The sequence below is a fragment of the Verrucosispora sp. FIM060022 genome (genome assembly GCF_003977705.1).
Classification (GTDB): Bacteria; Actinomycetota; Actinomycetes; order Mycobacteriales; family Micromonosporaceae; genus Micromonospora; species Micromonospora gifhornensis.
Genome location: NZ_RQIV01000006.1, coordinates 194,629 through 219,143 on the forward strand (window position 1 = coordinate 194,629; position 24,515 = coordinate 219,143).

Below are 24,515 nucleotides of genomic sequence, written 5' to 3' on the forward strand. Positions count from 1 at the left end.
CACCTCGCTACGGGTTGGTCTGGTCGGTTTCGCGGACCCAACGCCACTCGGCGACCCGGGGGTCGTCCTCGCCGTACTGCCGGGTGTAGTCGCGGCAGGACTGCCGGGCGTCGGTCATCTCCTGGCGCAGGTGTGCGGCGCGGGCCGCCAACCCGGGCACCCGGTCGATCACGTCGATGACCAGGTGGAAGCGGTCCAGGTCGTTGAGCATCACCATGTCGAACGGAGTGGTGGTGGTGCCCTCCTCCTTGTACCCACGCACGTGCAGGTTGTCGTGGTTGGTACGCCGGTAGGTGAGCCGGTGGATCAGCCACGGGTAGCCGTGGTACGCGAAGATGATCGGCTTGTCCCGGGTGAACAGCGTGTCGAACTCGTTGTCCGGCAGCCCGTGCGGGTGTTCGCTCGGCGGTTGCAGCCGCATCAGGTCCACCACGTTGATCACCCGCACCTTGAGCTCGGGCAGGTGCTGGCGCAGCAGGTCAGCCGCGGCCAGGGTCTCCAGCGTCGGTACGTCGCCGGCACAGGCGAGCACCACGTCCGGTTCGCTGTCGCCGTCGGTGCTGGCCCAGTCCCAGATCCCCAGGCCGCGCCGGCAGTGCTGGACAGCCTCGGTCATGGTCAGCCAGTTCGGCGCGGACTGCTTACCGGCCACCACCACGTTGATGTAGTGCCGGCTGCGCAGGCAGTGATCCATGGTGGACAGCAGGGTGTTGGCGTCCGGCGGCAGGTAGACCCGGACCACCTCGGCCTTCTTGTTCATCACGTGGTCGATGAAGCCCGGGTCCTGGTGCGAGAAGCCGTTGTGGTCCTGCCGCCAGACGTGGCTGGAGAGCAGGTAGTTCAGCGACGCGACGGGCAGCCGCCAGGGGATGTCGCGGGTCACCTTCAACCACTTGGCGTGCTGGTTGACCATCGAGTCGACGATGTGGATGAATGCCTCGTAGCTGGTGAAGATGCCGTGCCGGCCGGTGAGCAGGTAACCCTCCAGCCAGCCCTGGCACAGGTGCTCGGAGAGGACCTCCATCACCCGGCCGTCGGGGGAGAGGTGGTCGTCGCCGGGGACGATGCCGGCCATCCAGGCGCGGTCGGTGACCTCGAAGGCCGCCTGGAGCCGGTTGGAGGCCACCTCGTCCGGGCCGAACAGCCGGAACGTCTGCGGGTTGGCGACGATCACGTCGCGGATCCACTTGCCCAGCTCACCGGTGGCTCCGGCGACCGTCGCACCAGGTCGGGGCACCTCGACCGCGTAGTCGCGGAAGTCCGGCAGGGTCAGGTCGCGCAGCACCTGCCCGCCGTTGGTGACCGGGTTGGCGCTCATCCGCCGGTCACCGGTGGGCGGCAGCGCGGCCAGCTCGGCGACCGGTGCGCCGGTGGCGTCGAACAGCTCCTCCGGCCGGTAGCTGCGCAGCCAGCGCTCCAGCTCGGCCCGGTGCGCCGGGTTCGTGCGTACCTGCGACAGCGGAACCTGGTGGGCCCGGTACGTCCCCTCGACCTGCTTGCCGTCGACCTCGCTCGGCCCGGTCCAGCCCTTCGGCGTACGCAGCACGATCATCGGCCAGCGCGGCCGGGTGACGGTTCCCCCGGAGCGGGCCTGCCGCTGGATCTCCGCGATCTCGTCGAGCGCCCGGTCGAACGTGGCGGCCAGCAACTCGTGCACGGCGGCGGGCTCGTCACCGGCCACCACGTACGGCTGGTAGCCGTAGCCGCGCATCATGTCGAGCAGGTCGGACTCGGGGATCCGGTCCAGCACGGTCGGGTTGGCGATCTTGTAGCCGTTGAGGTGCAGGATGGGCAGCACCGCGCCGTCGCGGGCCGGGTTGAGGAACACGTTGGACAGCCAGCTGCCCGACAACGGGCCGGTCTCGGCCTCGCCGTCACCGATCACGCAGGCGACAAGCAGATCCGGGTTGTCGAAGGCCGCGCCGTAGGCGTGGCTCAGCGCGTACCCCAGCTCGCCGCCCTCGTGGATCGAACCCGGCACCTCCGCTGCCACGTGGCTGGGGATGCCGCCGGGGAAGGAGAACTGGCGGAACAGCCGGGCCATCCCGGCCTCGTCGCGGTCGATGCCGTGGTACCGCTCGCTCCAGGTGCCTTCCAACCAGCTGTTCGCGACCAGGGCCGGACCACCGTGCCCGGGGCCGGTGATGTAGATCGCGGACAGGTCCCGCGCCACGATCACCCGGTTCAGGTGAGCGTAGATCAGGTTCAGGCCGGGGGAGGTTCCCCAGTGGCCGAGCAGCCGGGGCTTGACGTGTTCGGGGGCCAGTGGCTCGCGCAGCAGGGGATTGTCGAGCAGGTAGATCTGGCCGACGGTCAGGTAGTTCGCCGCCCGCCAGTACGCGTCCAGCCGGCGCAGCTCCTCATCGGTCAGGGTGCTCTTCGGATTCAGGGCGGTGTCCATACTGGGTGAGCCTCTCCCTGTTCGGCGGATTTCGCATCCGCAACACGTGGGTTCCTCCTTGAGTCTGGCGACATCGGCGGCCATGAATCAGGGCCATTGGTCCCGCCCGCCCGGGTGTCACGACCCGTCGGCATCCGGTCCGCCGGTCACCCCACGCACCACGATCACCGGTGACGGGGCGTGGTAGAGCACCGCCTGACTGACCGCGCCGAGCATGCCGCGCCACGGCTCGTCGCCGCGGGCGGCAACCACCGTCAGCTGCGCCGACCGGGACTGGTCGACAAGCACCGAGCCGGGTTCACCGCGTACGACGTGGCATTCGACGGCCGTCTCGTCGGCGCTCACCCGGGCCACCAGGTCGCCGAGCCGCTGGGTGGCCGCCTCGATGGCGTCGTCGGTGTCGACCACCCACACGGCCATCAGTCGGGCCTGCAGTTCCTCGGCGGCGGCGACGGCCCAGGCCAGCGCGGCCTCCGCGGAGGCCGACCCGTCGACGCCCACCAGCACCGGCCCCTGCGGCGGTGGTTCCCGCCGGACGACCAGCACCGGGCAGTCGGCGCGGGCGGCCACCTGGACCGCGGGGCTGTCCGCCGGGATGCACCTGTCGCAGTGGGCCATCCCGCCGTCGCCGACGGCCACCAGGAAGGCCGACTCGGACTTGCGTACCAGGTTCGCCACCGCCGGACCCTCGACGATCTCGGTGGTGATCGGGACCTTCGGCTGACTGAGCCGGACCGCCTCGCTGGCCTCGGCGATCAGCCGCTCGGCGTCGGCCCGCGAACCGGAGACCGCCGGTGCCGCCATCGCCGCCCAGTTGAAGGCGTGCAGCAGGTGTACGCCGCAGCCGTGCCCGGCGGCCACCCGCGCGGCCACCCGGGCCACCGGCAGGGCGTCGCTCGGACCGATGCCGGCCAGCACCGGCGCGTCGTTGGTTGAGGCCACCCCGACCTCACCCCCTGTCCCCGCCTGACCTGCGTACGAGGCTAGTCGTGGCGGTGCTGCTCAGGGGCGCGATCGGAAGACTGGGTGTCAACATTGGTTGACGACGGGGTGTTGTCAATGTAAGTTGACAGCATGAGTCAGGCTACCGAACTCGCCGCTGCGGCCGGCAGCACCGATCCCCGGGTCGGCCTACGCGCGGTCCGTGCACTGCGTCGGCTGCTCGAACGACTGGAGGTGGTCCAGGTGGACAACGCCCGACGACAGGGCTGGTCCTGGCAGGAGATCGCCGACGCGCTCGAGGTCAGCCGGCAGGCGGTCCACAAGAAGCACGCCGGGCGTCCGGCGGTCGAATCCTCCTGGGAGGCGTGATGTTCGAACGGTTCACCGACCGGGCACGCACCCTGGTGCGCCAGGCCCGCGACGAGGCCCGAGCCGAGGGGCAACGACCCGTCGGCACCGAGCACCTGCTGCTCGCCCTGCTCGCCGACGGCGACAGCCTCGCCGTCCGGGTGCTGCGCGACGCCGGCGTCACCGCCGAGGACCTTCGCGCGCGCATCCGCCGACACACCGAGACCGGCAGCACCGGGCTGGCCGAGGCCGACGCCGCCGCGCTGCGCGAGATCGGCATCGACCTGGCCGCCATCGTGGCCCGGATCGAGGAGTCCTTCGGCCCCGACGCGCTGCGCGAGGCCGTACCGCCGCCACGACGCCGGTGGGGCCGCCGCCAGCGGCCGGGCGGCCCGTTCTCGCACCGGGCGAAGAAGGTGCTGGAGTTGTCGTTGCGCGAGGCGATCCGGCTGCGTCACCGGCACATCGGCACCGAACACATCCTGCTCGGCCTGCTGCGCGAGGGCAGCGGACTGGGCGCGCTGGTCCTCGCCGAGGCCGGCGTCGACCTGGCCGACACCCGTCGCCGGGTGGAAGCCGCCCTGCGTACCGCCGCCTGAGTTCTTCGGCGCGATCCAAACGCGTCGGCCGGGTGAACCTGCCCACTCGCCGCCAGGTCGCCGAACCCCGCACCATGGCGCACACTGACGCCGTGGAAGCTGGACGGCAGACGCGGTCGCTGCGCAGCGCGGTGGTGGTCAACCCGGTCAAGGTGGACGACCTCGACGCGCTGCGCCACACCGTGGCGGACACCCTCGCCACCGCCGGCTGGCCGGCACCCCTGTGGTACGAGACCACCATCGACGACCCCGGTCGGGGCCAGACCGCGCAGGCTGTCGCCGCCGGCGTCGACGTCGTCTTCGCCTGCGGCGGCGACGGCACCGTACGGGCCTGTGTCAGCGCGCTGGTCGGCACCGAGGTGGCGCTCGCCGTGCTGCCGCAGGGCACCGGCAACCTGCTCGCCGCCAACCTCGGACTCTCCACCGACCTGGCCGCCGGGCTGGCGGTCGCCGTGGAACGCGGTCGCCGGCTGCTCGATGTCGGCGAGGTGGACGGCCAGCACTTCGCGGTGATGGCGGGCATGGGCTTCGACGCGCAGATGCTCGCCGCCACCAGCGAGACCACCAAACGACGGATCGGCTGGCCGGCGTACGTGGTGGGAGCCGTGCGACACCTGCGGGACCGGCCGATGCGGGTGTCGATCCGGCTGGACGACCAGCCGCCGCTGACCCGTCGGGCCCGTTCGGTGCTGGTCGCCAACGTCGGCCGGCTCCAAGGTGGGGTCACCCTGCTCACCGAGGCCGCGCCCGACGACGGCTACTTCGACATCGCCGTGCTCAGCCCGCGTACGCTGCGGCACTGGCTCGCCCTCGGCTGGGGGGTGCTGCGCCGCCGCGACCGGGTGCCCCGGATGGAGGAGTTCCGGGCCCGGCGGGTCGAGATCACCAGCAACCGGGCCCAACCCCGCGAACTCGACGGTGACCTGATCGAGCCGGGGACCACCCTGCAGGCGCAGATCCACCGCCGCGCGTTGTGGCTGTGCGTACCCCGGCCCGAGCAGGCCCCCGACCTCACCGACGACGCTGAAGCCGCTGCCGAGCGAGGTGAACAGCTCGTCGAGAGAAGTCATACCGGTGAGCGCGAGGAGTGAGCTTGCGAGCCCCGCAGTCGCGAACGAAAGGCGGCTCCGGTGAGCGCGAGGAGTGAGCTTGCGAGCCCCGCAGTCGCGAACGAAAGGCGGCTCCGGTGAGTAGTACCAAGTTGGTGCCGGAGACGCGGCTGATGTCCGACGAGCAGCTCTGCGCCGACCACGCCTGGCAGACGCTGCGCCGGGAGGGCGGCTGGCACCTGCTGCGGGACGCCTTCACCCGGTTCCGCTACGGCGACGGGTTCAGCCACTCCCGGGCCTTCGCGTTCCAGCTCTGCCTGGCCGTGGTGCCGTTCCTGATCGCGTTGACCGGGCTGATCGCCGAGCTCGGTGCGGCCGAGGGCGGCGAGGTGGTCGCCGACACCGTTCTGGCGTTGACGCCGGGTGCCAGTGAGCAGGTGGTCGCCGAGCTGCTCGGCGACGGCGAGGGGGCCGGTGCCGAACGGGCCGAGGACATCGGCGAGGTGGCCCTGACCCTGGGTCTGATGACCGGGCTGGTGGCGTTGACCAGCACCATGGCGCAGATCGAACGCGGCGCCAACCGGATCTACGGCGTCGAACGGGACCGACCGGCGTTGCGCAAGTACCTGCGGGCCGCCGTGCTCGCCGTGACCGCCGGTCTGCCGGCGCTGGCCGGCTTCCTGATCCTGGTCGGCGGTGGGCCGATGGGTGACTCGGTGCAGCGGCACTACGCCTGGGGCGACGTGGCCGCCACCGGCTGGGACGTCATCCGCTGGCCGCTGAGTCTCGGGCTGACCGTGCTCGCCGTCGCGGTGTTGTTCCGGCACGCGCCCCGACGCCACCAACCCGGCCTGTCCTGGCTGTTCTTCGGCGCCGGCATCGCCACCGTGCTGTGGTGGCTGGCCAGCCTGCTGCTCGCCGGGTACGTCCGGTTCAGTGCGGACTTCGGGCAGACCTACGGTGCGCTCACCGGGATCATGGCGCTGCTGCTCTGGGCCAACCTCACCGGCATGGCGCTGTTCGGCGGTCTCGCGTTCGCGGCCCAGTTGGAGGCGGTACGCATCGGCGTACCGGAGCCCGCCCAGCCGGATCTGTGGCAGCCCGAGGCACAACGCGACGACCTGCTCGACACCGGCGAGATGACCGCCCTGTAGCCCGAACGAGCCGACCCGCCGACGCGCCGGGTGTACACGACACGCGACGGGTGTACGCGACACATCGACCGGGTACAGCGGCACGCCAGAGGCGAAGGAGGCTGCCGTGGGCGCGGTCAAGGACGTACTGCGTCGACCCCTGGGACACTTCACCGAACGTACGCTCGCCGGCCTGGCGCTCGTACTCGGTGCCGGGGTCGGTTTCGGGTTGGTGTTGGTGCTGGTCCGCGTGCAGTGGTCGCCGCTGTACGACGTCGACCACGGTGTGGCGCAGTGGCTCAACGCTCGGGTCTCGCCGATCGGCCCGCTGGTCACGGTGCTCAACGCGATCACCGATCTGGGTGGTCGAGCGGTCATCGTCTGGCTGGTCACCGTCGCCGTGGTGGGGTTGCTGATCCGGCGGCAGGGCCGGCTCGCCGTCTTCGTGATCGTCACCGGTGCCGGCGCGCTGATCCTCGACCCGGCCCTCAAGACCCTGGTGGACCGGTTGCGGCCCGAGGTGGCCACGCCGATCGGGTCGTACGCCGGCCAGAGCTTCCCCAGCGGCCACGCGCTCGGGTCGATGGTGGCCTACGGTGCGTTGCTGCTGGTCTTCCTGCCGGCGATGGCGCCGCGCTGGCGGAAGCCGGCGATGGTCGCGGTCGGTGTGGTGGTCTTCCTGATCGGCTTCACCCGGATCGCACTCGGCGTGCACTTCCTCTCCGACGTGATCGGCGCCTGGCTGCTCGGCGCGGCCTGGCTCGGCGTCACCGCGTACGCCTTCCGCATGTGGCGGGTGGAGCGGGGACGCCCGGCCGCGCCGCTGACCGAGGGACTGGAACCGGAGGCGGCACACGAGGTGGCGCCCGCGCCGGACGAGGAGAAGCTGCTGCCGCACGCCCGAGGCGGCATCGCCGAGATCATCGTCGGTTGGGTGCTGGTCTTCGGCGCGCTGTACACCTTCGGCACGTTCGTCGGCTACCACGCCAAGGGCACCTTCCTCGCCACCTGGGACGAGGTGGTGCCGACCTGGTTCGCCGCCCGGCAGACCCCGGCGCTGAACGATCTGAGCTGGTGGTGGAGCAAGTTCGGCGACACCCACGCCATCCTGCTCGTCTCGATGATCTTCTGCCCGCTGGTGCTGGCCATCTGGCGGCGCTGGCGGCCGGTGCTGTTCGTGGCGCTGACCATGTTCGGCGAGCTGACCCTCTTCCTCGCCTCCGCCGCCGCGGTGGACCGCCCGCGCCCGCCGGTGGAGAACCTGGACGGCCCGATGCCGACCTCATCCTTCCCGTCCGGCCACATCGCGGCCACCCTGTGCCTGTGGGTCGCCATCGCGGTCATCGTCTTTCCGCGTACCGACCGGTGGTGGCGGTGGCTGTTCGTGGTGTCGGCGGTGGTGATGCCGGTCGGCGTGGCGGTCTCCCGGATGTACCGGGGCATGCACCACCCGACCGACTTCATGGGCGCCATCATGCTCACCGGCCTGTGGATCGGGCTGCTGTACTGGGTGCTGCGACCCAACGAGGACGTCTACGAAGGCAACCAGCCGACAATCGAGTCCGAGGATGTCGACACCCTCGACGACGAGTTGGCCAAGGCCGGTCGGGCGGACTGATCCGCCGTGCTGCGGGTGCTCACCTGGAACGTCCGCAACGGCGGCCGGGACTCCGGTGGCCCGGATCGACGCGACGCGCTGCTGCGGGTGATCGCGCAGACCCGCCCCGACGTGCTCGCTCTGCAGGAGCTGCGAGGACTGGACGTGACCGCCTTCGCCGCCCGGCTGGGCCTGCGGCCCTATGTGGCGGGCAGCTGGTTCGGGCAGCCGGTCGCGGTGCTGGTCCGGCCCACCTGGCCGGTGCTGGCCGCCGCGCCGGTCCGCCGCCCGTTCCACCACGGCGCCCAACGGGTCACGATCGGCACCGACGCCGGCCCGCTGACCGTGCTGAGCACCCACTTCTATCCGTACTCCGGTCGACGCCGCCTGATCGAAGCCGGCTGGGCGGCCGCCGCGCTGCGCCGGGCCCGCGGCGGCCTGGCGCTGCTCGCCGGTGACCTCAACACCCTCGACCCGTACGCCGAACACGCCGAACAGATCGCCCGGCTGCCCGAGACGTACCGTCGCCGTCACCTGCGCCGGGACGGTCGTACCCCGGACACCCGTGCGGTGGCCCGACTGCTCGCCGCCGGCCTGGTCGACCTGGGCGCGGCCGCCGGTCCCACCGTGCCCACCGGCTACGCCGGCGCCGAGTTCGCCGACATGCGCCTGGACTACCTCCTCGCCACCCCCGCCCTGGCCACCCACCTGCTGACGGTCGACGTCCTCCGCACCCCCCAGACCCACCAGGCCTCCGACCACCACCCCCTCCTGACCACCCTCTCCCTAACCCCCACCTGACCCCGCGCCCTGCCCTTGTCGATCACGAGGTTCTGGTCTACCGACCCGGCCTGTCATGACCAGAACCTCTTGACCAACAAGGCTGGGGCTGGGGTGGGCTGGGGCGAGAGGGCAGGGGAGGGTGAGGGTTGTGGGTGAGGGCTAGGGTGGCCGGCTGTGATGGATTCATCGTCGCCGGTTCGGCGTAGCGACAACGGCGACGATGACCCGTCGGTGGTGGGGGTCCTCGCGCGCGGCGTGGTGCTGGTGATGGTGCTGCCGTTCCGGCTGGCCTGGGAGCTGCTGGCGGCCGTCGGCAAAGGACTGTACCGCTGGGTACTGGCCCCGACGGGCCGGTTCCTGGACCGGTGGCTGCTGCGTCCACTCGGGTGGTTGTTGCAGCATCTGATCTGGATTCCGCTGCTCTGGCTGGGCCGCGCCGCAGGGTGGCTGTGGCAGACCCTGGTCTGGTTGCCGCTGACCTGGCTGTGGCAGGGCCTGGTCTGGTTGTGGCACCACGTCCTGTGGCCCCCGCTGCGCTGGTGCGCGCGGGGGTTGGCCTGGCTGTTCCACACCCTGGTGTGGGTGCCGTTGTACTACCTGGTCTGGGTGCCGGTGACCTGGCTGGTACGGGTGCTCACCCCGGCCTGGCAGCAGGTGGGCCGGTGGCTGGTGGTCGTGGGCGGGCACCTGGGCGCGGCGCTGTCCTGGGCCTGGTGGGCGTCCGGCCGGATCCTGTGGTGGTGCTGGGCGCTGACCCTGCGTCCACTCTGGCTGGCCACCCGCTGGCTGTGGCGGAACATGGTGGTGCCGGTGGGCCGGGCGATCCGCGCCGTCTGGCGATTCACCGTCGTAGCGCCGGCCCGCTGGCTGCGGACCAGCGTCCTGGAGCCGGTCGGGCGGGAGATCCGCGAGACCCTGTTCGCCCTCGGCCTGCTCCGCTGACCGGCGGCCCGACCGGAACGCGCAGGACGGTCAGAGGACCAGGTTGAGCAGGACGGTCAGCACGATCGAGGCGACGATCGAAACGAGGATCATCAGAAGGCAGCCGAGGCCGCCACCAGCGGGTCGGATCTCCGTGTTGCCGATACGCATGGGTTCACCTGTTCGTCAGCGTGTCGAGTCGGTCGAGGACGCGGTCGTCGAGCAGAGCCCGGACGGCGTCGGCGACCTGGCGAGGGGCGGTGCTGGCGACATTGTGTGCCGCGCCCGGCACCGAGACGGTACGGACCTGGGGCACCAGGGCAGCTGCCCGGTCCCGCCAGGCCGGCGGTGCGATCGGATCCCGGGCACCGGTCAGCAGCAGGGTGGAGACGGTGAGTCGGGTCAGGTCGTCCTCGATCCGGTTGCGGACCGAGTGCGAGAGGGTGGCCCACACCCGCCGTGGGCGGGCGTCGGCGATGTCGCGTACCAGGACCGGGGCCTGCCACAGCGCCTCCCGGGGCAGGTCGAGCAGCAGGCGGCGGAGCTGGCCGCTCCGGGACCGGGCCCGCGGATCGCTTGTCGGTCCGGCGAGCACCAGGGCGCGTACCGCGTGTCGATGGCGTACGGCGAGGGCGGCGGCGACCTCCGCGCCGAACGAGTGCCCGAACACGCACACCGGCGGCAGCCGGTACGCGGCCAGCAGCGCGGCCAGGTGGTCGGCGTGCCGAGGTACGTCGTACGCCTCGGCGGGGTGGGCGCTGAGCCCGAAGCCGGGCAGGTCCGGCGCGTACACCGGGTGGTGGTCGGCCAGCGCCACGGCTAGCGGGGTGAGGTAGCGGTGCGACACGGCCAGCCCGTGCACCAGCAGGACCGGTGTCCCGGGCGGTGCGTCGACGCTGCGTCGGACGTGGGTGCGGAGCCCGTCGACGTGTCGCCACTGACTGGTCAGCCCGGCCGTGTCGGCCGGTGCGGCGAGCGCGAGGCGCAGCGGGGCTCGGCTCGCCGTGCCCCGACCCGGTGCCCCGGTGCTCACAGGTCGCGCAGGCGGGGCAGCAGTTGCTCCTGCGCCCAGTCGAGGAACATCGGCTGACTGTCGCCGCCGACCTGGACCAGCGCCACGTGCGTGAACCCGGCGTCGACGAACTTCTTGAACGCCTCGACGTGCTTGTCCACGTCCGGCCCGCAGGAGATGCCGGCTGCCACGTCCTCCTCGCGGACGCTGCGGGTGGCGGCCTCGAAGGCGTCGTTGTCGGGCAGGTCGGTGTTGACCTTCCAGCCCAGCCCGAACCAGCGGAACTGGTCGTGGGCGATCTTGCGGCACTCCGCCTCGTCCGGGCCGTAGCAGATGGCCACCTGCCCGTAGCGGGGTCGTCCGGCACCGCCGGCCTGCTCGTACATCTCGACCAGGCGCGCCTCCGGGTCGGTGGCGACCATGGCGTCGCCGTACTCGGCGGCGAGGGTGGCCGACTGTCGGCCGGAGGCGGCCACCGCCATCGGCACCGGAGCGTCGGGCCGGTCCCAGATGTAGGCGTCCGGCACGTCGTAGTGGTTGCCGGAGAAGGTCAACGTCTCACCGCCCAGCAGCGGCCGGATGATCTGCAACGCCTCCTCGAACATCTCGTGCCGCTGCTGCACGTGCGGCCAGGCGCCGACGATGTGCTCGTTGAGGTTCTCCCCGGCGCCCAGGCCGAGGGTGAACCGTCCGTCGGAGAGCACCCCGATGGTGGCGGCCTTCTGCGCCACGACAGCCGGGTGGTAGCGGCGGATCGGGCAGGTCACGAAGGACATCAGCTCCGCGCGGGAGGTGGCGTGGGCGACCGCGCCGAGCACCGACCAGGCGTACGGGGAGTGGCCCTGTGACTCCAGCCAGGGGTAGTAGTGGTCGGAGGTGACGATGTGGTCGAAACCGGCCGCCTCGGCCCGTACCGCGTAGTCGACCAGTTCCTTCGGGCCTGCCTGTTCACACATCAGGGTGTAGCCGATGTTGACCATGGTGTCTCCTTCCGGGCCGGGTGGCCCGTTCCGGATACCCCGGTCCGCACGTGTCAACCCTCGCCGATGCTTGACGCCCACCGGCCCCCTGCCTACCGTTGACCTGAACCGGTTCAGGTGCTGACCTGCCGCGTGCCCTGTGGTGGGGATGGCCGCCCCCGTGACAGCTCGGTCCTGTACGCAGTCACGGGGGCGGTGCGGTTCGCTAGGTGTACTGAACCGGTTGCTTTCCATCGATTCATCGGCCTACGCTGATGTCCGCCTCGCCGGGCCCTGCTTCCGCGGCTGTCGGGCTGCAGCCGCCACCCGTCACTCATCACCCCCTGGGCACGGGGGAGAAACCTCATGCGAGGAAGACCATGAGAAAGCTATTCGCGGGCGTCGGCGCCATCCTGTTGGCGACCGTCGCCGCAGTGTTCGCCTTCGGCCCGTCGGCGCAGGCAGCCTCCGGCTTCACGGTCAGCGGCGGCAAACTCTACGACGCCAACGGCAACGAGTTCATCATGCGCGGGGTCAACCACGCGCACACCTGGTACACCCACCAGACCAGTTCCTTCGCCAACATCAAGGCGCTCGGCGCGAACACCGTACGAGTCGTGCTCTCCAGCGGCGACCGGTGGACCCGCAACAGCGCCGACGACGTGCGCAACGTGATCGAGCTCTGCAAGGCCAACCGGCTGATCTGCGTGCTGGAGGTGCACGACACCACCGGCTACGGCGAGCAGAGCGGCGCGGTCAGCCTCGATCGCGCGGTCGACTACTGGCTCAGCATCGCCAGCGCGCTCAACGGCCAGGAACGGTTCGTCATCGTCAACATCGGCAACGAGCCGTACGGCAACCAGAACTACTCGTCCTGGGCCACCGACACGAGCAACGCGATCAGGCGGCTGCGCAACGCGGGCCTGACCCACACCATCATGGTGGACGGCCCGAACTGGGGTCAGGACTGGTCCTTCACCATGCGCGACAACGCGCCGACGGTGTTCAACGCCGACCCGGCCCGCAACATCGTCTTCTCCATCCACATGTACGGCGTCTTCGACACCGCCGCCGAGATCAGCGACTACCTGGGTCGGTTCCGCAGTCGACAGCTGCCGATCGTGGTCGGCGAATTCGGCCACTACCACTCCGACGGCGACCCCGACGAGGACGCCATCCTGTCGTACACCCAGGCCAACGGGATCGGTTGGCTGGGCTGGTCGTGGAGCGGCAACGGTGGCGGCGTCGAATACCTGGACATGGCCACGAACTTCAACCCGAACCAGCTGACCAGCTGGGGACAGCGGTTGTTCAACGGCACCAACGGCATCCGGCAGACCTCGCGGCAGGCAAGCGTCTACGACTCGCTCCCGCCGCCGACCTCGCCCCCGCCCACGACCACTCCGCCGCCGACCTCACCGCCCCCCACCTCGCCGCCCCCGAGCAGCCCGCCGCCGAGCGCCGGCTGCACCGCCACGTACGCGATCAGCAACCAGTGGCAGGGCGGCTTCCAGGGCGACGTACGGGTGACCGCCGGAGCCAGCGCCATCAACGGCTGGACGGTGCGGTGGACGTACGCCAACGGCCAGTCGGTGACCCAGTCGTGGAACGCGACGGTCAGCACCAGCGGCTCGACGGTGACCGCCCGTAACGTCGACTACAACGGCCGGCTCGGTGCCGGTGCCAGCACCAGTTTCGGCTTCATCGGCGGCTGGGCCGGTACCAACTCCGTACCCACGGTGACCTGCACCGCGAGCTGACGACCCCGGTGGCCGGGTCCACCCGGACCCGGCCACCGGAGGGGTTGCTCCCGACACCGCAACACCGCCGACCGCCGCGCCCGGTGGGGCTGTACCGACCGCTTTTGCTGTGTGTCGTGTCGGTTTTCAGCGACCTCACAGCGGCAGTCGATAGGGTGCCAGCGTCAGCGTCCGCTCCTCAAGGGAGACCGGGCACCAGACCCCAGCGGGAGTACCGATGGTCTTCAAGAAGATGTTGAGCGCGCTCGGGGTGGGCGGTCCCAGTGTGGACACCGTCCTGGCCAATCCGCATACCCGGCCAGGGCAGACCCTCGACGGCCAGGTCAACCTGATCGGCGGAGACGCCCCGGCGAACATCGAGCACCTTGCCGTCGGGCTGGTCACCCGGGTCGAGATCGAGAGCGGCGACAGCGAGTACGCCGGGGTCATGGAGTTCCACCGGCACCCGATCAGCGGCGCGTTCCAGCTCGCCCCCAAGCAGCAGCTCTCCATCCCGTTCCAGCTGGTGGTGCCCTGGGAAACCCCCATCACCGACGTGTACGGCCAGCGTCTGCGCGGCATGACGATGGGGCTGCGCACCGAGCTGTCCATCGCGCGAGCGGTCGACAAGGGCGACCTCGACCAGGTCAGCGTGCACCCGCTGCCGGTGCACGAGCGCATCCTGGAGGCGTTCCTCCAGCTCGGCTTCCGGTTCAAGGCGGCCGACCTGGAGCGTGGACGCATCCACGGTGTACAGCAGACGTTGCCGTTCTACCAGGAGATCGAGTTCTTCGCCGCGCCGCAGTACGCGCAGACCATCAACGAGCTGGAGCTGACCTTCGTCACCAACCCGCACGGCGTGGACGTGGTGCTGGAGTGCGACAAGCGCGGCGGCTTCCTCAACCCGGGTCACGACGTCTTCGGCCGGTACCAGGTCTCGCACGCCGAGGCCGACCGGCCGGACTGGGTGCAGGTCGTCGACGGCTGGCTGGGTGAGACGGTCGGACGGTACGGCAGCATGCGCGGCCAGCACTTCGCTGCGCCCGGGTACGGCGCACCGCAGGGTTACGGTCCGCAGCCGGGCTACGGCGGCGCGCCCGGCTACCCGCCGCAGGGCGTGCCACCGCAGGGTTACCCGCCGCAGGGCTACCCGGCGCCGCACGCCGCCCAGGGCTACCCGCCGCAGGGCTACCCGGCGCCGCACGCCGCCCAGGGCTACCCGCAGCAGGGCTACCCGCAGCAGGGTTACGGTGCTCCGCCCGGATACGGCCCGCCCAACAAGTACGGCCACCCGCAGCAGCACCACCGCAGCGGCCCCGGCATGGGCGGGATCGTCGCGGGCGCGGCGCTCGGCGCCATGGGCGGCATGGTCGCCGGTCACATGATCGGCAACGCCCTGGAAGGTGGCGAGGAGCAGATCGCCGAGGCCGCCGGTGACTTCGGTGGCGAGGACTTCGGCGGCGACTTCGGCGGCTTCGAGGAGTTCTAGGAGCCGATGGCCTCCCGGTCGAACCGGGGTGCAGGTCAGCCGACAGCAGACGGTGGCCCTCCGGGATCGTTCCCGGAGGGCCACCGTGCGTCATGCTCGGGGCTCAACGCCCGCTGGGGCTGTCTGACACGCCCGCTGGGGCTTCCCGATCAACGCCCCCGCTTACGCTCCTCGCCCGAACGCTTGGGGCTACCGGCCTTGGCCAGGCCACGGCTACCCAGGTAACCCAGGGTCAGCAGGGTGATGAAGAACCACGCCTGACCCGGGTTGTTCAGGTTCAGGCCGTTCGCGGTCGTGCCTCGCCAGAACGCTGCGATCACCACAGCAGCCACGGCCGCCGCGTAGATCCAGAATTCCGTCGTCAGGAACGACTGCTTGGTCTCCGTACCGGGCGCCTGCGCCGGCTCCCGATGACCGTCGTACGCCGGCATCTGCCGGGTGGGCATGTCCTGCATGGCCTGACGATGCTGAACGTCCTGCGCCGGACGGTTCATCGGCCTGGTGGATGCAGCCTGCGTGCTCATCTGTCCTCCTCAGGATGCGATGAGTCCTGCGATCCCTCGCCCCGCTACCGCGTTTCGGCCACGGCACGGTTCGCGTACTGGCGGGGGCACGACGGGTCTACCCGGTGGCTCGACAGCAGTAACCCCGGATCCGCCGGCCAGACCCGTCCCGCGTCCACCTATGGCCCACACTGCGCCGGCTCGGCCGAATGTCCGGTCCCACCTCGCGTCCCCTGTTCCCACCGTCCGATTCGCTCCTCTGCTCGATATGGGATCGAGTGGCTTCGGGGCTGCCTGGACACCACTCAATCCCGGATCGAGCGCGATCATCCGCCTGGGCCCGGGTGGGGACGCTGTGCGGCCAGCGGGGGCGGGGTTTGTTTGGGCGGTCACCGGGCACGCTTCAGGGATCGACACGTGAGCGAGGTGATGGATCATGCGTGAGGACGACCTGCGACAGGACGCTGCCCGTCGGGCCGAGGAGCGGCTCACCGCCGGCGTGTACGGCGAGGGGGCGCTGGACGAGGTGACGGTGCCGCCCACCGATGTGAACAGTGCCATCCAGCGCGATGACCCGGACGATCCGGCGAAGGTGCCGATCGACCCCAACGTGCTGCGTGACGGCGGTCCGACCCGCGGACAGGGCGCGATCACCACCACCGGAGGCACGGCCGGTCCGGCGAGCGTACGGCGGGTGGCCCGCCAGCCGGAGCGTCACCGGGGCAAGGTGGCACCGACCACCACGGGTGACGCCACCACCGGCGGCCTGAGCACGCCACGCGGCGGCTCCACAAGCGACCAGTCGACCCCCGCCACCCACGTCGGCAACTTCGACTGACCCACCCACCCCACCCACCCCGCCCCACGGCACTGATCATGAGGCGGCGACGTGGAGATCGCGCCACCTCATGATCGACCGAGGGCGGGGTGGGTCAGGGGGTAGGGGTGAGGGTGGTCAGGTGCTGGGTGGCTCGGGTGAGGGCCACGTACAGGTCGCTGCGGCCCCGGGGGGACTCGGCGACGATCTGGTCGGGGTCGACCACGATGACCGAGTCGAATTCGAGGCCCTTGGCTTCGGCGACGGTCAGGATGACCACCCGGCTCTCCAGGTCGGGTTGTTCGCCGACGGTGGCCTCGGGAAGCGCCGTGGTCACCGTCGCGCCGAGGTCGTCGACGCGGCCGGCCGGCACGATCACGCCGAGGCGTCCGTCGGTGAGTGCGGCGGCTTCCGCCGTGACGATCTCGACCAGCTCCGTCGCCAGCCTCTCGGCCGGGGCGCGGCGAGCGGCAGGCGTACGGCCGCTGGAGCGTACGGCGCGGGGTGGTTGCAGGGTCGGGTCGATCTCGGCCAGCACCTCCGCCGCGACCGCCATGATCTCGGCAGGGGTGCGGTAGCTGACGGTCAGCTCCGTCAGCCGCCACCGGTCGGCCACGTAGGGCGCCAACGCCTGCGCCCACGACGGGGTGCCGGCCAGCGCGCCGGTCTGCGCCACGTCACCGACGATGGTCATCGACCGGCTCGGGCAGCGGCGCATCAGCAGCCGCCAGGCCATCGGGCTGAGTTCCTGCGCCTCGTCGATGATCACATGGCCGAACGCCCAGGACCGGTCGGCCGCCGCCCGCTGCGCGGTGGTCAGCCGGTCGGCTTCCTCCTGACGTTCGAGCAGTTGGTCGGCGTCGAGCAGGTCGGTCACGCCGAGGATCTCGCCGCCGTCGGCCTCGTCCTCCACGTCGATCGACCGGGAGCCCCGGGCGATCTCCAGCACACCCTCGGCGTACTCGCGCTGCAGGGCGCGCAGGCGTTCCCGGCGGGCGGCGGCGGCCCGGTCGTCCTCGCCGAGCAGCTCCGCCGCCTCGTCCAGCAGCGGCACGTCGGCCGGGGTCCAGCCGCCCGGTTCGCGGTGCAACGCGGCCCGCTCGTCCGCGGTGAGCATCGGCGCGGCGGTGGCGATCCGGTCGGTGTCGGCGTACAGGTCGGCGAGCAGGCGTTGCGGGGTGAGCACCGGCCACAGTTCGTCGAGGGTGGCGCGTACCTCGGGCTCCTCGCGCAGCTCCCGGCGGATCTCGGCGAGGTCTGCTTCCTCGAGCAGGTTCTCCCCGCCGAGCGGGTCGGCGCCGATGCGTTCGGCGACCTGGTCGGCCAGCGCGTGGATGATCTCGATGTCGAACACGGCGCGGGCCAGGTTGTGCGGCCGACCGCTGCGGCGGGCCCGGTCGCGGGCTGCCTGCACGGTCGCCGGATCGAGCACGAGGATCTCCCGCTGCGGCAGTTCGATCTCCAGCGGCTCGTCGGGGACCCGCTGCCGGTCGCGTACCGCGTTCGTCAGGACCTCGACCATCACCGGCCGACCCTTGACCGCCGCGGTGGTGGCCGGCTCCGCGCGTCGCGCGTTCACCCCCGGGAACAGATCGGCCTGGGTACGCAGCAGCACGCCCGTCTCGGCCAGCGCGGGCAGCACCTGGGAGATGTAGTGCAGGAAGGTGAGGTTCGGGCCGACCAGCAGGACGCCCCGGGTCGACAGTTCCCGCCGGTACGTGTAGAGCAGGTACGCCGCCCGGTGCAGCGCCACCGCCGTCTTGCCGGTGCCGGGGCCACCCTGCACGACCAGCACCCCCGGCAGGTCGGCACGGATGATGCGGTCCTGCTCGGCCTGGATGGTCTCGACGATGTCGCGCATCCGCCCGGTACGACCGGCGTTCAACGCGGCAAGCAGCGACGCCTCGCCGGTCAACTCCTCATGGGCGGTGGGGGAGGCGGTGTTCAGGTCGAGCACCTCGTCGTTGAGGCCGATCACCTTGCGTTGCCGGGTCCGCAGGTGCCGCCGCCGCCGGATGCCCTGCGGGTTGGCGGCGGTGGCGAGGTAAAAGGCGCGGGCGGCCGGGGCGCGCCAGTCCATCAACAGCGGATCGTAGTCACCGTCGGTGTCGAAAATGCCGATCCGGCCGATGTAGTGGCGCGCGCCGTCGTCGGTGTCCAGCCGGCCGAAACACAGACCGTTCTCCACCGCCGAGAACTGCTCGACCTGGTCGGCGTACATCCGTACCGCGCTGTCGCGTTGGGAACGGGCCTGCAATGTGCCACCGGTCACCCGCAGTTCCTCGGTCAGCCGCTGCGACGCCTGCTCCCGCAGGCCGTCCAGGCGCTGGTAGAGCATCGAGACGTACTCCTGCTCGCGGCCGATCTCGTCGTCGGACGGCGAACCGTCGGAGTGCCTTGACAATCCGTCTCCCAATTGGCTAGTCTCCGAGATAGGAACGGCTTTTATCGCCGTTCTTTTTTGTTGCCTGAACGGATAAAGATACCGCGCCGGGCACCCATGAAACCAGTCAGCGGGTGGCCGTCACATCAACGCGTGCGCGGCCACGGCGGTGACCGTCAGCTACGGTCGGTGCAGACCTGCTCCGAGCGGGCCACCACGTCGGTGGACCAGGCGACCGCCACCGTGAAGCAGTAGTCGAGGCGGCGGTTCAACCCGTACACCACGAAGCTGTCGGTGCCGGCGGGCAGATCGGCGAACGGGCTGGGTGGCTGCCCCGCCCGGCCACCGGAGACGATCACCGGCCCCTCACTGCCGGCCGGGTACTCCCAGCTCAACGTCACGCTGTCCCGGTTGTCGCGCAACGCGAGCCCGGTGGGCGGGGCGCCGGGGGAGACGGACGCCTGCGGTGCCGTGGTGACCGGCGTGCTGCCCGGGGCGCCGCTGGTGGCGGGCGCACCAGGGTCGGCGCCGCTGTCGAGCCGGGACATGCCGGCGATGACCGCGGCGGTACCGAGCAGCACCACGGCCACCCCGGCGGCCACGATCGGCACCATCCGGTTGGGCTGGCGCGGGGGCGGGGCGGCGCGGCGTACCGGCACCGGGAGCAGCCGCGACGGTGGCCCGGACTGCGGCGGCTCGTCGACCCGACGCAGCCGGTAGACCCCGGGCGCCTGCGGCGCGGGCCCGGTCAGTCCCACCACGCTCGGCGGGACCGAGGTGCTCCGATCGGCGTACGGGTCGGCCGGCCCCGCCGTCCGCCCGCTCTTGTCGGCATACGGATCCGGCGCGCCATACGCGTCCCGGTCGGTGCGGTACGGGTCCGGCGCGGCATACGGATCCCGGTCGCTGTACGGATCCGGGGCGGTGTCCGAGTAGGGGGCGGTGTCCGAGTACGGGTCGCGGGCGGTGTCCGCGTACGTATCGGCGTACGCGTCCCGGTCGGTGTCCGGGTATCGGTCCCGGTCGGGGTGCTGGTCGGTGGCCGGTGGCGTCCACCAGTCGTCCGGTGGCCCGGCCGGGCCCTCGGCGGGCTGGCGTGGGGTGGGGACCGGCGAGGCTGCGCCGGCAGGTGGTGGGCTCCCCGGGTGGTACCCGTGGCTGGGGTGGTAGCCCTCGACCGGGTGCTGTTCCTCGGCGGAAGGATGTGCCGTCGCCGGATCCTGCTCCGCCGGCCACCCCGACTCCCCGCTGGGCCAGGCCGGACCGTCAGTGGGCCAGGCCGGACTGTCGGCGGGCGAGACGGTGGCGGCCGGGCCGTCGGCAGGCGGGGCGGTGGTGGGCGGGACGGTGGCGCTCTCCGGTGGGTCGATCGGCCACTGTGGTGCCGGTGGGGTGTCGCCCGGCGGTGGGGTGCGGGCGGCCGGCACGACCGGGTCCTCGTTGCTGACCGGCGGGTTGTCGGCGCAGACGTGATCCGGGTTGGCCGCGGCGCGGGCCAGGGCCGCCACCTGTGCGGTCAGCGGGTCGTCCGGGGCCAGGTGCTGGCGGCTCAGCTCGCGGGCGAGGGCGAGGTTGTCGTGTGCCTCGCTGAACTGCCCGCAGTCGCGTTGCATGGAGCCGAGCCGGGCCAGCATCTTGATCCCGCTCGGGTGGCCGTCGCCGTACACCTCGCGGTGCAGCTCCCAGGCGTCCTGCAGGCGGTCGCGGGCGACCTGGCACTGGCCGCGGGCGTACTCCACGGTGGCCAGGTCGGCGTGCGCGGCCAGTACCCGCAGGGATTCGGGGCCGTCGGTGGCGGTGAGCTCGATGATGACTTCCTGGTAGAGCCGGGCGGCCCGGGACCAGCTGCCGACCCGGTGCAGCACCGCGGCGAGGGTCGCGGCGGCGGCGACCGTACGCGGGTCGGAGCGGCCGTGCAGACCGGTGGTGGCGGCGTACGCGAAGGCGGCCCAGCCCCGGGCCGAGTGCGGTTCGCCGAGCGCGACCAGGACGCGGGCATGCAGGCTCGCCGCCTCGGCCAGCTCGGGTGTCGCGTGGGCCGGGCGCGGGTCAGCGCCGGTCAACGCGTCGGCGAGCAGCCGTTGGGCGCCGGCGAGGTCGCCGGCGGAGACCAGGTCGTGAGCCTGATCAGTCAGTTCACCGAAGCCGGAAGGCACGCCCCATCGTGCTCATCCGACGACGTTATGTACAAGTCCCGCGCCGTAGCGGTTCGGTCAGGATCCGGTCATGGCTGGTTCAGGTGATCGGTCAGCGCCTCGCTGATGCGCCGCAGTTGGTCCACCTGAGCTGGGCTGAGTGCGTCGAACAGGTGTCGGCGTACGCCTTCGACGTGGCCGGGCGCGGCGGCGGCCAGGGTGGCGAAACCGTCGTCGGTGAGCCGGGCGATCTGCCCACGTCGGTCGGTCGGGCAGTCCTCGCGGCGCACCCAGCCGGCCGCTTCGAGTCGGGTCACCGCGTGGGACAGCCGGCTGCGGGAGGAGCCGGTGGCGTCGGCCAGTTCGCTCATCCGCAGCCGACGCTCGGGCGCTTCGGAGAGCCGGACCAGGATCTCGTAGTAGGCGTGCGGCATCCCGGCGTCGCGTTGCAGCTCACGGTCGAGGGTGTCCATCAACGCGCGGGAGGCGGCCAGGAACGCTCGCCAGGTGCGCTGCTCGTCCGGATCAAGCCAGCGGGTCATGACCGCCATCATAGTCTCGATAGTTGAACGCTCAACCAAATCGCGCTACCGTCGTGACATGGGAATTCACCGCCTCAACCACGCCGTGCTCTACGTGAGCGATCTTGACCGCAGCGTCGCGTTCTACCGCGACGTGCTGGGCTTCCGACTGGTCCCGATGACCCCGAAGGGCTCCCACGGCGCTGCCTTCCTCCAGGCACCCGGCTCCACCAACGACCACGACCTCGGCCTGTTCGCCCTCGGCGCGCAGGCCCGCCCCTCGACCGCCGGCCGCACCACCGTCGGGCTGTACCACCTGGCCTGGGAGGTGGACACCCTCGACGAACTGGCCGAGACCGCCCGCCGGTTGACCGCAGCGGACGCCCTCGTCGGCGCCTCCGACCACGGCACCACCAAGAGCCTCTACGGTCGCGACCCCGACGGGCTGGAGTTCGAGGTGGTCTGGCTGGTGCCGGCGGACCGGCTCGACGACGCGGCGCTCGCCGCCCGCACCCGCATCGGCCGGCTCGACCTGCCCGCCGAGATCGCCCGCTACGGCGGCGCCACCCGCGGCGGCGTCGGCATCTCGGTCCCCGCCTGACCGCGTCACCTCGTCGGTGGCCCTGACCGGCCGCGGCCGGGGTCGGTGGGGTAGAACGGGAGGGTGGCGGGTCTGTGGGTCTGGGAGCGGTATCTGGGTGGGTGGTTGACCGGGGCGTGCCAGCGGGCCCGGCGAGCCACCCTCGCCATCGTGTACGCCGGTGACGACGCCCGCCCGGCCGAGATCGCGCTGCGGGTGATCGGCGAGCACGGCGACCGGCTGCGTGGCTGCCGGCTCTCAGTGCTGGTGCTGGCCGACGGCACCGAAGACCTGCCGGCCCGCCTCGGTGCCGTCGAGGCCCAGCTGCCGCCGCAGGTGGCGGTGCACCTGATGCCGGGCGCACCCGGTGCTCCCGGTCGACTGTCGGTGGCGCTGCGGGCGGCCGGTGCCGCCGGTGCCCCGGTCCTGTCCTACCTGGGCACCGGGGGAGCGCTGGACCCGGCGACGCTCGCCGCTGCTGCGACCGGCCGGCCCGCCGAGGTGCTGGTCCTCTCCGGCGCGGGCACGTCGCTGCGACCGGCCCTGGCCGACGCCGGGTTCCCGCTGGTGACCGAGGTGGAATTGGCCGACCCCGCTGGGCGGATCGGGTTCGGCACCGGCTCGGATCGCAACCTGGAGGCGCTCAAGGAGGCGGTGTGGGCGACCGGGGCGGCGCTGCGCGACCCGGACGGCGTGCCGCTGCGGGCCGACCTGCCGGTGGACGTCGCGCCGCTGGCCGGTGTGCTGCTGGCCGAACTGGTCCGGCACGGCCCGCGTACGGTGACCGAACTGCGCCGGCACGCGGTCACCGACACCGCCTACCGGGCGACGGACGCGGTCCGGGCGTTGACCGGACTGCTCGACGCGGGGCAGGTGAGCCGCGATCCGGAGCAGGGCCGCCTCGGTGGCGACGTGCTGGTCACGGCCGTCCGGTCAACTGCCTGACCACCAGGGACACCCCGGTGGCGATCACCCCGATGCTGAACAGCATTTGCACGATGACCAGCCCTCGGGCCAGTTGACCCTCGGCGTGCACGTCGCCGTAGCCGACGGTGGTCAACGTGGTCAGCGCGAAGTAGAGCGCGTCGATCCGGGTTTCCAGGTCGACGAACTGTGCCGGGGCGGCCCGGGCCACGACGAAGTCGGCGAGGGCGAAGGCGAGCAGCCCGGCGACCAGGGCTATCGCCAGGTGCGCCAGCGACCGGGCCTCCCGGGCCGGCCCGGCGACGAGTTGGCGACGTACCTGGCTGGTCACCAGCCAGGCCACCGCACCCACCATCGACAGGGTGAGGCCGAGGCGTACGCCGATCCGCGCGGTGTTGGAGTCGGGCTCCACCGGTATGACGAAGTAGGTCACCAGCAGCAGGGCACAGGCCAGCCCGGCACGCCGAAACTCCTGCGGATGGTCCGGTTTCTGCCTCATCTCTCCATTGTCTGATTTGGCCGGTCGCGCATCGGGTCGATCGGTCATTTCCCTGCCGGGACACGGAGACCCGACAGGAAAGCGGGGCACCGGACCGGTGCCCCGCTCGACCTCGAAACCTCACGCCTGAGACTTGTCCTGTTTCCAGGACAGCGGGCCGGGTAGGTCAACCCTGTGCGCCTTGGCCCGCGAGTTCCAGGACCATCGTCCGAGCTTGATGCTCCAGGACGAGAAGCCGTTCTGGGTGAAGTTCAGGATCAGCGGCCCGAACTTCTTGCGCTTGCGGAACATCAGACCCATTGCGGGCCTCCCTTCGTCGCGTCCCCTGCGCGCTCGAAGATGCCCGTAACGCCCACGCCGCAAACTCCGCTGGTCTCCAGTGGAGGCCGTCGCCTCACCGCAACCCGAATATCCCATTTATCAGATGGGTTTTGCCGAGCAGTAGATGCTGCTTGGATCGATGTTGTGGGGAGCTGGCGGCATCTGTCTCAGATTTTGATGGTGCCGGGAGCTCGCTCGATCTCGCGCACCGGAGAGGACCCCTCATGCAACACCCCGCACCTCTGCGCGCCAGCAACACCATCCTGCCGCGGCGCGACACCGACACCGGCGTGACCACCGCCGGGCGGGACCGCGTCGACCAGTTGCGACCGGTGGACGGTGACCTGTTCGACCGGCTGCGGCAGCAGCAGGTCGGCACGGTCACCGTGGTCACCGCGGTGGCCCGGAACAACCGGTCCGCCTGCCTGGGCGGCCTCGGCGCGACACCACGAGCCGGCTTCACCACGACCAGCTTCACCACCGTGTCGCTGGACCCGCCACGGGTGTCGTTCAGCCACGACACCGCCGCGCCCACCGCGCCGGTGCTGGACCGGGCCGAGCACGTCGCCGTACATCTGCTCGCCGCCAACCAGACCGAAGCGGCGACCGTCTTCGCCACCCCCGGCGTCGACCCGTTCGCCGCATACCCCTACTGGGAGGCCGGTCCGTTCGGGCTGCCGCTGCTGACCGGCGTGCTGGGCCGACTGCTCTGCCGGGTGGTGCACCGGATTCCCGTCGGCGACCACACGCTCGTCGTCGCCGAGCCGCTGGCGCTCTCCGTCGGCGTCGACGGAGACCCGCTGCTGCATCAGCCCGGCGGCTACGCCACGGCGACGCCGGCTGTCAGATGACAGTGGTGC

General features: G+C 71.4%; 22 protein-coding genes and 2 pseudogenes. 14 read left to right on the top strand and 10 right to left on the bottom strand.

The genetic code is table 11. The features are described from left to right. Positions 1-7 precede the first annotated feature (7 nt). A complete protein-coding gene (locus EG812_RS18140) occupies positions 8-2,401 on the bottom strand; it encodes a phosphoketolase family protein (RefSeq protein WP_126712251.1) in 2,394 nt (797 codons plus the stop codon). Positions 2,402-2,518: 117 nt separating this feature from the next. Then, the gene (locus EG812_RS18145) at positions 2,519-3,343 is read right to left on the bottom strand and encodes a universal stress protein (protein ID WP_126712252.1); all 825 of its coding nucleotides are present in this window, start codon (positions 3,341-3,343) and stop codon (positions 2,519-2,521) included. Between the two features lie 132 nt (positions 3,344-3,475). Between EG812_RS18145 and EG812_RS18150 the strand changes: the two genes are divergently transcribed. The 8 genes and pseudogenes from EG812_RS18150 (at position 3,476) to EG812_RS18180 (ending at position 9,794) form a co-directional block, all read left to right on the top strand. Beyond that, the gene (locus EG812_RS18150; protein ID WP_013732409.1) at positions 3,476-3,712 is read left to right on the top strand and encodes an HTH domain-containing protein; all 237 of its coding nucleotides are present in this window, start codon (positions 3,476-3,478) and stop codon (positions 3,710-3,712) included. Continuing rightward, a pseudogene (locus tag EG812_RS30280) lies at positions 3,712-3,915 on the top strand (Clp protease N-terminal domain-containing protein); the annotation flags it as partial. The gene EG812_RS18150 and the pseudogene EG812_RS30280, both read left to right, overlap by 1 nt. 150 nt (positions 3,916-4,065) lie before the next feature. Continuing rightward, positions 4,066-4,290: pseudogene (locus EG812_RS30285) on the top strand (Clp protease N-terminal domain-containing protein); the annotation flags it as partial. Positions 4,291-4,364: 74 nt separating this feature from the next. After that, a complete protein-coding gene (locus tag EG812_RS18160; protein WP_126712351.1) occupies positions 4,365-5,381 on the top strand; it encodes a diacylglycerol/lipid kinase family protein in 1,017 nt (338 codons plus the stop codon). A gap of 95 nt (positions 5,382-5,476) precedes the next feature. Then, positions 5,477-6,493, top strand: a complete 1,017-nt coding sequence (locus EG812_RS18165; RefSeq protein ID WP_126712254.1) for a YihY/virulence factor BrkB family protein — start codon at positions 5,477-5,479, stop codon at positions 6,491-6,493. 106 nt (positions 6,494-6,599) lie between these two features. Beyond that, complete coding sequence (locus EG812_RS18170; protein WP_126712255.1) at positions 6,600-8,090, top strand: phosphatase PAP2 family protein; 1,491 nt, start codon at positions 6,600-6,602, stop codon at positions 8,088-8,090. Positions 8,091-8,096: 6 nt separating this feature from the next. Next, on the top strand, positions 8,097-8,870 hold the full coding sequence (locus tag EG812_RS18175) for an endonuclease/exonuclease/phosphatase family protein (RefSeq protein WP_126712256.1): 774 nt from the start codon (positions 8,097-8,099) through the stop codon (positions 8,868-8,870). A 156-nt stretch (positions 8,871-9,026) separates the two neighbouring features. Continuing rightward, a complete protein-coding gene (locus EG812_RS18180; RefSeq protein WP_126712257.1) occupies positions 9,027-9,794 on the top strand; it encodes a hypothetical protein in 768 nt (255 codons plus the stop codon). 154 nt (positions 9,795-9,948) lie between these two features. Here EG812_RS18180 and EG812_RS18185 read toward each other — a convergent pair whose 3' ends face one another. Then, complete coding sequence (locus EG812_RS18185; protein WP_126712258.1) at positions 9,949-10,806, bottom strand: alpha/beta fold hydrolase; 858 nt, start codon at positions 10,804-10,806, stop codon at positions 9,949-9,951. Beyond that, a complete protein-coding gene (locus EG812_RS18190) occupies positions 10,803-11,765 on the bottom strand; it encodes a TIGR03557 family F420-dependent LLM class oxidoreductase (protein WP_013732418.1) in 963 nt (320 codons plus the stop codon). Before EG812_RS18190 ends, EG812_RS18185 begins: the two co-directional genes overlap by 4 nt. A 359-nt stretch (positions 11,766-12,124) precedes the next feature. Between EG812_RS18190 and EG812_RS18195 the strand changes: the two genes are divergently transcribed. Further along, complete coding sequence (locus EG812_RS18195) at positions 12,125-13,504, top strand: cellulase family glycosylhydrolase (protein WP_013732419.1); 1,380 nt, start codon at positions 12,125-12,127, stop codon at positions 13,502-13,504. A gap of 217 nt (positions 13,505-13,721) precedes the next feature. Beyond that, positions 13,722-14,972, top strand: a complete 1,251-nt coding sequence (locus EG812_RS18200; protein ID WP_126712259.1) for a sporulation protein — start codon at positions 13,722-13,724, stop codon at positions 14,970-14,972. Between the two features lie 149 nt (positions 14,973-15,121). Here the strand turns inward: EG812_RS18200 and EG812_RS18205 are convergent, their stop codons facing one another. Then, entirely contained in the window at positions 15,122-15,496 is a 375-nt protein-coding gene (locus EG812_RS18205) for a hypothetical protein (RefSeq protein ID WP_013732421.1), read from the bottom strand. A gap of 415 nt (positions 15,497-15,911) precedes the next feature. Between EG812_RS18205 and EG812_RS18210 the strand changes: the two genes are divergently transcribed. Continuing rightward, complete coding sequence (locus tag EG812_RS18210; RefSeq protein ID WP_013732422.1) at positions 15,912-16,313, top strand: hypothetical protein; 402 nt, start codon at positions 15,912-15,914, stop codon at positions 16,311-16,313. Positions 16,314-16,407: 94 nt separating this feature from the next. Here EG812_RS18210 and EG812_RS18215 read toward each other — a convergent pair whose 3' ends face one another. From EG812_RS18215 to EG812_RS18225, 3 genes are all read right to left on the bottom strand, one after another. Beyond that, entirely contained in the window at positions 16,408-18,696 is a 2,289-nt protein-coding gene (locus tag EG812_RS18215; RefSeq protein ID WP_126712260.1) for a HelD family protein, read from the bottom strand. A gap of 155 nt (positions 18,697-18,851) precedes the next feature. Beyond that, on the bottom strand, positions 18,852-20,831 hold the full coding sequence (locus EG812_RS18220) for a tetratricopeptide repeat protein (protein WP_126712261.1): 1,980 nt from the start codon (positions 20,829-20,831) through the stop codon (positions 18,852-18,854). A 68-nt stretch (positions 20,832-20,899) separates the two neighbouring features. Then, positions 20,900-21,361, bottom strand: a complete 462-nt coding sequence (locus tag EG812_RS18225; RefSeq protein ID WP_043723507.1) for a MarR family winged helix-turn-helix transcriptional regulator — start codon at positions 21,359-21,361, stop codon at positions 20,900-20,902. A 49-nt stretch (positions 21,362-21,410) separates the two neighbouring features. On the opposite strand from EG812_RS18225, the gene EG812_RS18230 reads away from it, so the two are divergent. Beyond that, entirely contained in the window at positions 21,411-21,932 is a 522-nt protein-coding gene (locus EG812_RS18230; RefSeq protein WP_126712262.1) for a VOC family protein, read from the top strand. A 63-nt stretch (positions 21,933-21,995) separates the two neighbouring features. Then, positions 21,996-22,856: a hypothetical protein gene (locus EG812_RS18235; RefSeq protein WP_013732427.1), complete on the top strand. Its 861-nt coding sequence runs from the start codon at positions 21,996-21,998 to the stop codon at positions 22,854-22,856. Here the strand turns inward: EG812_RS18235 and EG812_RS18240 are convergent. After that, positions 22,831-23,334, bottom strand: a complete 504-nt coding sequence (locus EG812_RS18240) for a potassium channel family protein (protein ID WP_013732428.1) — start codon at positions 23,332-23,334, stop codon at positions 22,831-22,833. The two genes, EG812_RS18235 and EG812_RS18240, sit on opposite strands and share 26 nt — an antisense overlap. A 120-nt stretch (positions 23,335-23,454) precedes the next feature. Next, positions 23,455-23,634: a DUF4236 domain-containing protein gene (locus EG812_RS18245; RefSeq protein WP_013732429.1), complete on the bottom strand. Its 180-nt coding sequence runs from the start codon at positions 23,632-23,634 to the stop codon at positions 23,455-23,457. A 245-nt stretch (positions 23,635-23,879) separates the two neighbouring features. On the opposite strand from EG812_RS18245, the gene EG812_RS18250 reads away from it, so the two are divergent. After that, positions 23,880-24,506 (top strand): flavin reductase family protein, encoded by a 627-nt coding sequence (locus tag EG812_RS18250; RefSeq protein WP_013732430.1) that lies wholly within the window; start codon positions 23,880-23,882, stop codon positions 24,504-24,506. Positions 24,507-24,515: the final 9 nt, after the last annotated feature.